Below are 10,133 nucleotides of genomic sequence, written 5' to 3'. Positions count from 1 at the left end.
GGTCTGCTTGCGCTTGCCTGCGTACTCGGCGTCGGCGAAGGTCATCTGCTTCATCGGAAAACTCAGCGGGTGGAATCCGGGTATTTTGCCAAAATCAGGAAGTCTTCTTCAGAGTTTCCTTGGGTTTTTCTGTCAATAGGGATATTGATATTGCCTATTTCAATTTTCTTTCTAAGAAAAGCACGATCAATCTGAATTATTCTATATTTTTAGACACTCGTTTTCATATGGTCGCCAAAATGGTGAATAGTGATTTACCCACCTAGACCACTACACCCTTTTGCTAAGCCCGCTTAGAAAACACAAATGCGCTGAAGGGGCTGAAGGGGCTGAAGGGAGTAATGAAATATGAATAAATACCTAGAGACTATTATGAAGGATGGATTTGTATTGGTGTATTTATTTTGCTCCACAATATTCGCTATTGCGGCCGAATTTTGCATGGACTTGAATCCAGTCCTTGGGGACTTTGTGATAACAATTGTACCTGGAATTGAAAAGATTGCCGGAATGACAAAATATAAGTGCCAAACCGAATCGATGCATAAAATTTTTTGGATGTTAATACTTCCAGCGTCCATCGCATTCGCCCCTTTAATCCTAAAAATATTGCACTTTAAAAAACTCAGAGCGGGTGGCAGTTTGTTTTGTTTTGCCTTGTCCCTGGCTGGAATGGCGTTTATTTACTCAGGAGTGGAGAATCCGGGTAATGGAGTCTACATGAGAGGCTTTTCAGAAAGCATTATTATAAATTTTATGCTTAATTCTCTAATGCTATCGCTGCCTTTATATATGGCCTTCTATTTCATATCTGAAGCGTTCACTAATAGAAGATAAAAATATCTGAGCAAACAAACCAAGAGTCAAGCACTCAAGAGTAAAATGGGCGAATTTATTTATAAGTATAGACCGGCTGCTTTTGGCCCAGGCCGTGTAAAAACGCAGACACCGTTATGAAGTCTGCGTTGCTACGTAAAATCTGCCAGCGTTTGGTTGGTCAGCAGCCCTAAAATTTGCATAGGAACGCGTATTTCGTTGCGATTCTGACTGTCAAGCTCGCTCTAAAACGTTTTGACACAGCTTGGGCCGTTTCCAGCCATTCGCAACCGCCAGTTACCGTCCCAATAGCGGGCCTTTATTAAAGAAAGACCCGCAACTTTTGATCCTTTATTTATTCCACGCGCGTCCCCGCCAACGGCAATCAAGCCGTCAGCGGCTTGTCGTCTCAGGCCGGCAGCGCTTCGCTCCACAGGCTGACGCTGAGCCGGTGCTGGGCGCCGGGAGCGAGCAGGATGTGATCGTCGAGGACGTTGGCGTGTTCGATACAGAGCATGCCTTGCCAGGCGTCTTCGGCGAATTGCGAGAGGCGCCGGGCCTTGTCGATCCAGGGGTTCCACAGTACGGCCGAGCGTGAGCCGCTGCTGCGTAGCTGGATGCGCCGCTGCCAGGCGGGGTCGACGATGCTCAGTTGCGCCGGGGTATTCAGGTAGATGCGGTCGGTTTCGCCGTGAAAGCTCAGGGTGTCGCTCTGTTGCCGCTCCAGCCAGTTGTCCAGGGTGTCGATGTAGCTGCAGCCCCGCAGTCCCTCGACGCGCACCTGGCGAATATCGCTGACGGCGAAGTAGCTGTGCAGGGCCTGGCTGAAGGCCAGGGGCGTGTCGCCGAGGTTGCGCGTCTCGAGTTCGAGGTGCAGCTGCTCGTCGAGGCGGATGCGCAGCTTCAGCTCGGCGGCATGCGGCCATTCCGGCTGCGGCTGCTCGACACTGTTGAAGACGAATTCGAGGACCACGCTGTGGTCCTGGCTATCGATGCCGAGTAGCTGCCAGTCGAGCGCCCGTACCAGGCCGTGGGCCGGCACCAGGCTGCCGCCCTGATACATCGCCTGGATTGCCTGCGGGTTGCGCCGCAGGTCGCCGAACCAGGGCCAGCACACCGGCACCCCGCCGCGCACGCCCTGGCCTTGCTCGAATTCGGCCTGTTCGCTGAGCCAGATCAGCGGCTGCTCGCCATCGCGTTGGTAGCTGAGGATCTGCGCGCCCTGTTGCGCGACCAGCAGTTCGGCGTTGGCGGTGCGCACACGCCAACAGGCCAGTTGGTTCATTTCCACCCGCTCGACCAGCGGGCGTTGTTCGGCTCCGATCATGACTGCGTTCCTCAATGGCTCTGTGAGAGCTTGTGAAAATGCTCTCGTCTACTGCGGCCGCCTCCAAACGCCCGCTGCGGCGTTGCGTTACGTGAAAAGCAGGGTCATTTAGCTCACTAAACTCCCCCTCCTTTTCACGTAGCGCGCCTTGCCGCGAACGCCTGGAGACGGCCTCGCTACGTCGCTCGATATTTTCACAACCTCTTATAGAAAGTGTGAACCGCTGTGCCGGCAAAGGCCAGACACAGCAGTTCACTGACTTGGCGCATTGTTGCCCGGTTCCCTCTGGCCTAGGCTGAACCCGAGCAAAGGGAGGCTGCGATGCGCAAGATGTTGATGGCTGTGCCGCTGTTGTTGGCGCTGGCGGCGGCGTTCTGGTGGTGGAGTCGACCGCAGCCGCTGCCGGTGCGTCTGGTCACGGTGGAGCGCGGTCCGGTCGAGACCCTGGTGGCCAATACCCGCGCCGGTACGCTCAAGGCCTGCCGGCGTACCCAACTGTCGTTCAACCTGGGCGCCCAGGTCAGCGAGCGCCTGGTCGAGGAGGGCCAGCGGGTCGCGGCCGGCCAGGTGTTGATGCGCCTGCGCCAGGACGAATTGCAGGCCCGCGTGCGCGAGGTCGAGGCGCGCCTGGAGGGGTTGGGCAACCAGCGTCAGCAGCGTTGCCTGCAGGCGGATCTGGAACACCGCGACCACCAGCGTCTGGCGCGCCTGCAAGAGCGGCAGTTGGTGGCGGCGGACCGGGTCGATCAGAGCGCCACCCGCGCGCGGCTGTCGGCGCTGGCCTGCAGCGCCGCCGCCATGGCGATCCGCGAGACCGAGGCGAACCTGGCCCTGCAGCGCGCGCTGCTCGATCAGGCCACCCTGCGCGCGCCCTTCGCCGGGATCATCGCCGAGATCAACGGCGAGGTCGGCGAGTTCGTCACCCCTTCGCCACCGGGCATTCCGACGCCGCCGGCGGTGGACCTGATCGATGACAGCTGCCTGTATGTCGAGGCGCCGATCGACGAGGTGGATGCGGCGCGGGTCGAGCCCGGCATGCCGGTGCGGATCAGCCTGGACGCCTTTCGCGGCGAGCATTTCGCGGGCCAGGTCAGCCGCATCGCACCCTTCGTCCGCGACCTCGAACGCCAGGCGCGTACCGTCGATGTGGAGGCGCGTTTTGACCCGGTGCCGGTCGATCTGGCGCTGCTGACCGGCTACAGCGCCGACGTCGAAGTGCTCATCGAGCAGCGCCCGCAGGCCTTGCGCATTCCGACCGAAAGTCTGCTGGAAGGGCGCCGGGTGCTGCGCTATGACGCCGCGGCCGGGGTGCTGCGCGAGGTGCGTTTGCGCACCGGGCTGGCCAACTGGCGCTGGACCGAGGTGCTCGATGGGCTGGCCGAGGGCGAGCGGATTCTCGCCAGCCTGGAGCAGGATGGCCTGGCCGATGGGGTGGCGGTGATTGCCGAGGATGAGACCGCGCCATGATCCGCCTAAGCGGGGTCAGCCGCTGCTTCGTCCTCGGCGATCAGCAGGTCAAGGGCCTGGACCAGGTCGATCTGCAGGTCAGCCCCGGCGAGTACCTGGCGGTGATGGGGCCGTCCGGCTCGGGCAAGTCGACCCTGCTGAATATCCTCGGCCTGCTGGATGCGCCCGACAGCGGCGAGTACTGGCTGAACGGCGAGGCCACCGCGGCGCTCGACGAGAACCGCCGCGCCGAACTGCGCAGCCGCCATATCGGCTTCGTCTTCCAGTCCTATCATTTGATCCCGCGCCTGACCGCCCTGGAGAACATCGAGCTGCCGATGCTCCTGGCCGGTATCGAGCCGGCCGAACGCCACCGGCGCAGCGCGCGCCTGATCGAGCGGCTGAACCTCGGCGATCGGGTCAAGCATCGCCCGGCCGAGCTGTCCGGCGGCCAGCGTCAGCGCGTGGCCATCGCCCGCGCCATGGTCATGCAGCCGGCGCTGCTGCTGGCGGACGAACCTACCGGCAACCTCGACAGCCATTCCGGCACCGAGGTGGTGGCGCTGCTCGAGGAACTCAACGGCGAGGGCCTGACCCTGCTGGTGGTGACCCACGACCCGGCCATCGGCGGCCGGGCGCGGCGGCGCCTGAGCATGTGCGACGGCCAGATCATCGACGACATCCAGCAGGGTCCGGGCGATGCGCGCGGCTGACGGCCTGGGGCTGATGCTCGGCGCCCTGCGCGGCCACCGCTCGCGCAGCCTGATGCTGCTGTTGGCCATGGCCATCGGCGTAGTCGCGGTGAACTTGCTCACTGGCCTGGCCGAGGGCGCGCGGCAGTTCGTCATCGGCGAGTTCTCCCTGCTCGGGCGCAACACCCTGATCGTGCTGCCGGGGCGCAAGGAAACCAGCGGCGGCATGCCGCCGCTGACCGGCCTGGCCACCCGCGACCTGACCCTGGGCGACGCCGAGGCCATCGGCCGCTTGCCCAGCGTACGGCGAGTCGCGCCGCTGCAGGCCGGACAGGTCGAGGTCAGCGTCGGCAACCGGGTGCGCGAGGCCTTCACCCTGGGCACCAGCCACGAATTCTTCGCCATCCGCCAGCTCGACGTGGCGCAGGGGCAGATCCTGCCGGCGCTGCCCCTGGACCAGGCCGAGGCGGTCTGCGTGATCGGCTTCACCCTCAGGCGCGAGTTGTTCGGCAGCGGGCCGGCCCTGGGCGAGTGGCTGCGCGCCGGCGACCGGCGTTTCCGGGTGGTGGGCATTCTCGGCGAGCGCGGCGAATCACTGGGCATGGACTTCGGCGAGATGCTGATCATCCCGGTGGCCAGCGCCCAGGTGCTGTTCAACCGCGAGGGGTTGTTCCGGGTGTTCGCCGAACTGCGCGGGCCGCACTTTCTCGCCAGCGGCAAGCGGCAGATCCTCGAGACCATCAGCGCCCGCCACGAGGGCAAGGAGGACGTCACCCTGATCAGCCAGGACTCGATGCTGGCGGCGTTCGACGGCATTCTCGACGTCCTCAGCCTGGCCCTGGCCGGGATCGCCGCGATCAGCCTGCTGGTGGCCGGCATCCTGATCATGAACGTGACCTGGATCGCGGTGAACCAGCGCACCGCCGAGATCGGCCTGCTCAAGGCCCTGGGCGCGCGCCCGGCGCAGGTGCGCGCGTTGTTCGTCGGCGAGGCGGCGCTGCTGGCCCTGGCCGGCGGCCTGATCGGCCTGGGCCTGAGCGAGGCGCTGCTCTGGTTCGGCCGCCAGTTGTGGGAAATTCCCCTGCAGACGCCGGTGTGGGCTCGCTTCGGTTCGCTGCTGTTGGCGCTGCTCGCCGCCTTGCTGTTCGCCTGGCTGCCGGCCAGCCAGGCGGCGCGCATGGAGCCGCTGGCGGCATTGCGCCCGCCGGGGGCACGGGCATGAGCAGGAGACCCCATGGTGCGCGCGGCGCACCCTACGGGTCGGGCGCGCGGTCCGAGGTGAACCGCCGCACATCTTGCGTAGGAGCGGTGGGAGACACCTTGTCCCATGCCCGCGAACATCAGGCGGCACAAAAGCATCGCGGGCACCGTCCCCCATCGTTCCTGCAGGCGTCCGAGGCGTGGGAGGCTGCCGGGCGCGCGCAGATAAGATGCCATGGTGCGCGCGGCCTGGGCGGCCCCGCGACACCCTACGGGGTTGGGGCGCGGTTCGGGGTAGGGTGCGCCGTGCGCACCAATAACCCGTGCATAAGGGCACGGGCATGATGCGCTGGCAGGATGGCCTCCAGCTCACGGCCACGACCCTGACCAGCCGGCCGTTGCGCAGCCTGCTGACCCTGCTCGGGGTGGCCATCGGCATCGCGGCGGTGGCGCTGCTCACCGCCATCGGCGAAGGCATGCGGGTCTATGTGCTGGATAACTTCTCGCAGTTCGGCACGCGGATCATCGCCGTGCATCCGGGCAAGACCCAGACCGGCGGCCTCGGCGGCATTCTCAGCAGCGTGCGTCCGTTGAGCCTGAGCGATGCCGATGCCCTGGGTCGCCTGGCGCATGTCGAGGCGGTGGTGCCGATCATCCAGGGCAGTGGCGACATCCAGCACGGGGTGATGAGCCGCAACAGCGACATCATCGGCAGCGGTCACCAGTTGGCCGAGGCCTGGCGTTTTCGCCTGGCCCTCGGCCAGTTCCTGCCGCCGGCCCGCGACGGCCGCTCGCCACCCTTTGCGGTACTCGGCCACAAGCTGCGTCAGGAGCTGTTCGGCGAGGCCAGTCCGCTGGGCGAGGCGATCCGGGTCGGCGGCGTGCGCTTCCGGGTGATCGGGGTGATCGAGGAGAAGGGCCAGCTGCTCGGCTTCGACCTCGACGACATCGCCTACATCCCGGTGGACTGGGCGCAGAGCCTGTTCAACCGTGACGGCCTGATGGAGATCAATGTGATGTTCACCGCCGGCACCAGTTCGCGGCAGCTGAGCGGGCGGATTCGCCAGGTGTTGATCGAGCGCCATGGTGTCGAAGATTTCAGCCTGACTACCCAGGACGACATGCTCGCCAGCCTCGACCGCATCCTCGGCACCCTGACCCTCGCCGTCGCCGCCCTCGGTGGCATCTCGCTGCTGGTGGGAGCGGTGGGCATTCTCACCATCATGACCACCACGGTCGGCGAGCGCACCGCCGAGATCGGCTTGCTGCGCGCCCTCGGCGCCACGCCGCGGCAGGTGCTGGGGCTGTTTCTCGCCGAAGCGGCGCTGCTGTCGTTGGCCGGCGGGGTGCTCGGCCTGCTGCTGATGGCGCTGCTGCTGGCGGTTCTCCATCTGAGCCTGCCCGGCCTGCCGCTGGACCTCGCGCCCGGCTTCCTGCTGCTGGCGTTGCTGCTGTCGGCGATCATCGGCCTGTTCGCCGGCATCGCCCCGGCACGCCGCGCGGCACGCCTGCATCCGGTGGATGCGCTGCGCACTGAATAGCCTCGCCGTCGATCTGCCTTACCCGGAGGCAATCCGACAGCCCGCAAGTCAGCGTCTATAGTGAAGCATGTCGCAAAATTGAAACGGATCATGCTGGGCGTTGAGCGATCACGAGGGAGTCGTGTGCAGTAGGTCGAGCCCGAGGCTGGAACACTATGCTTGCCGCACAAGGTGACGTATTGCCTGTTGAATCGCTCAATCTCGGGCTGGCCCTGGTCAAGGCCGGGCGCTTGACCGAGGCTGACTACAACCGCGTCCTGCGCATGCAGGCCGGGCAGGTCGAGGGGCAATCCCTGGCGACCCTGCTCAACCGCCTGGGCCTGGTTTCCGAACAGGATATCGCCCAGCAGCTGTCGCAGTTGCTGGGCCTGCCGCGGGTCGCAGCCAGCGACTTTCCCACGGCACCGTTGCTGGCCGAGCGCCTGTCCTATCGCTTCCTCAAGGAATGCCGCGCCCTGCCGCTGGAGTTCGACGACGGCCAGTTGCTGGTGGCCATGGCCGATCCGCAGGATCATTTCGTGCTGGATGCGTTGACCCTGGCCTGCGGCTGCCGGATCGTCCCGCGGGTGGCGCTCGGCTCGGAAATCGATACCGCTATCGAGCGCATGCATGGCCAGGGCCAGAGCCAGATGGGCGACATCCTCTCGCGGGTCGAGCCGTCCGAGCAGGAGTCGGTGGAGGACGTCGAACAGCTGCGCGACCGCGCCAGCGAGGCGCCGGTGATCCGCCTGGTCAACCTGATCATCCAGCGCGCGGTGGAGCTGCGTGCCTCGGACATCCATGTCGAACCCTTCGAGAGTCGGCTCAAGGTTCGCTACCGGGTCGACGGCGTGCTGCAGGAAACCGAGGCGCCGCCGGTGCACCTGTCGCCGGCGGTGATCTCGCGGATCAAGCTGATGGCGCGGCTGAACATCGCCGAGCGGCGCCTGCCGCAGGACGGCCGGATCGAGATGCGCATCCAGGGCAACGACCTCGATATCCGCGTCTCCACGGTGCCGACCATGCACGGCGAGAGCGTGGTGCTGCGCCTGCTCAACCGCGAGAGCGTGGTGCTCGACTTCGCCGCCCTGGGGTTCAGCGCCCAGCCGCTGCAGCGCCTGCAGAGCGTGCTGAAGATTCCCCACGGCGTGCTGCTGGTCACCGGGCCCACCGGCAGCGGCAAGACCACCACCCTGTACACCGCGCTGAACACCCTCAATACCAGCGAGAGCAAGCTGATCACCGTCGAGGACCCGGTCGAGTACCAGCTCGAGGGGGTCAACCAGATCCAGATCAAGCCGGCCATCGGCCTGACCTTCGCCAATGCCCTGCGCTCGATCGTGCGCCAGGACCCGGACGTGATCATGGTCGGCGAGATGCGCGACCTGGAAACTGCGCGCATCTGCATCCAGTCGGCGCTGACCGGCCACCTGGTGCTCTCCACCCTGCACACCAACGATGCGCCGAGCAGCATCACCCGCCTGCTGGAGATGGGCGTCGAAGACTACCTGCTGACCTCGACCCTGAATGCGGTGCTGGCCCAGCGCCTGGTGCGCATGCTCTGTACCGCGTGCCGCGAGCCCTACCAGCCGCTGGCGGAAATGCTCCGCGAGTTGCGCCTGGATCGCCTGGCCGGCGAGCGGCCGGTGACGCTCTATCGGGCCAAGGGCTGCAGTGCCTGCAATGGCACCGGTTACCACGGCCGCATCGCCATCATCGAAGTGCTGACCATGAGCGATGCCATCCGCAGCCTGATCCTCACCCATGCCGACGCCGGGGCGCTGCGTCAGGTGGCGCGCGAGGAAGGCATGCTGAGCATGTACGAGGACGGTTGCCTGAAGGCGCTGGACGGCACCACCAACATCGAAGAAGTGCTGCGCGTCACGCAGGAGGGTTGAGCGTGCCACTCTTTTACTACCGCGCGGTAACCGACAACGGCGAGATTCAGCAGGGCCAGCTCGAGGTCGCCGACGAACAGGCGGTGCTCGACCAGTTGCGCACGCGTGGCTTGATCCCGCTGGAAATCGGCACCCGGCGTGGCTGGCAGAACTGGTTGCAGTTCGACTTCAACGACCTGTTGCGCCATTCGCGGAGCAAGAAGCTGGTGATCCTGTTCACCCAGCACCTGGCCTCGCTGCTGCAATCGGGCGTGCCGCTGGATCGCTCGCTGGAAATCATGCTGCGGGTCAGTGTCGATCCGCTGGCGCAACAACTGATCACCCCGATTCAGGAAGGGGTGCGTCGCGGGGTCAGCCTGTCGCGCATCCTTGGCGAACGCCCGGAACTGTTTTCCGGCTTCTATATCAGCATGGTGCAGGCCTCGGAAGTGGGCGGCGACCTGGCCGCCGGCCTGAGCAACCTGGCCTATTACCTGGAGCGCAGCAAGTCGCTACGCGACCGTCTGGTGTCGGCGCTGATCTACCCGGTGATCCTGCTGCTGGTCTCGGTGAGTTCGCTGCTGGTGATCCTCACCTATGTGATTCCCCAGTTTCGCCAATTGTTCGACGACATGGGCGCGGCGCTGCCGTTGTCGACCCAGATCGTCATCGGCGTGGCCGAGCTGTTGCGCAGCTCGGCCGGCTGGATGGCGCTGGCCGTGATCGTGGCGGTCTGGGGCTGGCGGCGCCTGCTCAAACAGCCGGTTTACCGCCTGCAATGGGATCGTCTGGTGTTGCGTGTGCCGCTGTTCGGCGCGCTGCGCCAGCGCATCGAAACCGCGCGCTTCGCCCGCAGCCTGGGCACCCTGTTGACGGGCGGGGTGGCCTTGCTGCAGGCGCTGGGCATTGCCCGCCAGACCCTGAGCAACCAGTTGATGGTGGAACAGGTCGGCATCGCCACCGAGAGCCTGAAACAGGGCCGCCAACTGGCGGCGCCGCTGCTGGCCTCCGGGGTGTTTCCGGTGCTGGCGTTGCAAATGATCCAGGTGGGCGAGGAGACCGGACATCTCGACGAGATGCTGCTGAAGGTCGCGGATACCTATGACCGCGAAGTCGAGGTCTCCATTGCGCGCCTGTTGGCGGTACTGGAACCGGCATTGATTGTCGGTCTCGGCCTGCTGATCGCCGGCATCATCCTGTCGGTGCTGGTAGCCATCATGAGCATTACCGAAATACCGATTTGACCAGGGAGAAA

The 10,133-nt window shown here is 64.7% G+C and carries 9 protein-coding genes; 8 read left to right on the top strand and 1 reads right to left on the bottom strand.

Annotation, left to right across the window (positions count from 1 at the left end):
• Together G9C89_RS25065 and G9C89_RS23960 are read left to right on the top strand one after the other, a co-directional pair.
• Window positions 1–195 (top strand): hypothetical protein (locus G9C89_RS25065; protein WP_218575971.1); only part of this gene is annotated, 195 nt, incomplete at its 5' end.
• A gap of 153 nt (window positions 196–348) precedes the next feature.
• On the top strand, window positions 349–837 hold the full coding sequence (locus tag G9C89_RS23960) for a hypothetical protein (RefSeq protein WP_172153054.1): 489 nt from the start codon (window positions 349–351) through the stop codon (window positions 835–837).
• Window positions 838–1,225: 388 nt separating this feature from the next.
• On the opposite strand, the gene G9C89_RS23955 is transcribed toward G9C89_RS23960, so the two are convergent.
• Window positions 1,226–2,143, bottom strand: coding sequence for a D-hexose-6-phosphate mutarotase (locus G9C89_RS23955; RefSeq protein WP_172153052.1), 918 nt, complete (start codon window positions 2,141–2,143; stop codon window positions 1,226–1,228).
• Window positions 2,144–2,464: 321 nt separating this feature from the next.
• On the opposite strand from G9C89_RS23955, the gene G9C89_RS23950 reads away from it, so the two are divergent.
• From G9C89_RS23950 to G9C89_RS23925, 6 genes are all read left to right on the top strand, one after another.
• Entirely contained in the window at window positions 2,465–3,610 is a 1,146-nt protein-coding gene (locus G9C89_RS23950) for an efflux RND transporter periplasmic adaptor subunit (protein ID WP_172153050.1), read from the top strand.
• On the top strand, window positions 3,607–4,302 hold the full coding sequence (locus G9C89_RS23945; protein WP_172153048.1) for an ABC transporter ATP-binding protein: 696 nt from the start codon (window positions 3,607–3,609) through the stop codon (window positions 4,300–4,302). Before G9C89_RS23950 ends, G9C89_RS23945 begins: the two co-directional genes overlap by 4 nt.
• Window positions 4,289–5,503, top strand: coding sequence for an ABC transporter permease (locus G9C89_RS23940; RefSeq protein WP_172153046.1), 1,215 nt, complete (start codon window positions 4,289–4,291; stop codon window positions 5,501–5,503). The genes G9C89_RS23945 and G9C89_RS23940 overlap by 14 nt, the downstream gene beginning before the upstream one ends.
• Window positions 5,504–5,825: 322 nt before the next feature.
• Window positions 5,826–7,022: an ABC transporter permease gene (locus G9C89_RS23935; RefSeq protein ID WP_172153058.1), complete on the top strand. Its 1,197-nt coding sequence runs from the start codon at window positions 5,826–5,828 to the stop codon at window positions 7,020–7,022.
• Window positions 7,023–7,201: 179 nt separating this feature from the next.
• Window positions 7,202–8,899, top strand: coding sequence for a type II secretion system ATPase GspE (gene gspE / locus G9C89_RS23930; RefSeq protein ID WP_256674378.1), 1,698 nt, complete (start codon window positions 7,202–7,204; stop codon window positions 8,897–8,899).
• A gap of 2 nt (window positions 8,900–8,901) precedes the next feature.
• Window positions 8,902–10,122, top strand: coding sequence for a type II secretion system F family protein (locus G9C89_RS23925; protein WP_172153042.1), 1,221 nt, complete (start codon window positions 8,902–8,904; stop codon window positions 10,120–10,122).
• The last annotated feature ends 11 nt before the right edge of the window (window positions 10,123–10,133 follow it).

This window comes from Pseudomonas tumuqii (assembly GCF_013184545.1).
GTDB classification, from domain to species: Bacteria; Pseudomonadota; Gammaproteobacteria; order Pseudomonadales; family Pseudomonadaceae; genus Aquipseudomonas; species Aquipseudomonas tumuqii.
Note: the sequence above shows the minus strand (reverse complement) of the source record. Positions and strands in the feature narration are given on the sequence as shown.

What these genes read in the sequence shown, in the direction of transcription:
- G9C89_RS23960 (WP_172153054.1), top strand. Translation starts at nt 349, where the DNA reads ATGAATAAATACCTAGAGACTATTATGAAGGATGGATTTGTATTGGTG.
- G9C89_RS23955 (WP_172153052.1), bottom strand. Translation starts at nt 2,143, where the DNA reads ATGATCGGAGCCGAACAACGCCCGCTGGTCGAGCGGGTGGAAATGAAC.
- G9C89_RS23950 (WP_172153050.1), top strand. Translation starts at nt 2,465, where the DNA reads ATGCGCAAGATGTTGATGGCTGTGCCGCTGTTGTTGGCGCTGGCGGCG.
- G9C89_RS23945 (WP_172153048.1), top strand. Translation starts at nt 3,607, where the DNA reads ATGATCCGCCTAAGCGGGGTCAGCCGCTGCTTCGTCCTCGGCGATCAG.
- G9C89_RS23940 (WP_172153046.1), top strand. Translation starts at nt 4,289, where the DNA reads ATGCGCGCGGCTGACGGCCTGGGGCTGATGCTCGGCGCCCTGCGCGGC.
- G9C89_RS23935 (WP_172153058.1), top strand. Translation starts at nt 5,826, where the DNA reads ATGCGCTGGCAGGATGGCCTCCAGCTCACGGCCACGACCCTGACCAGC.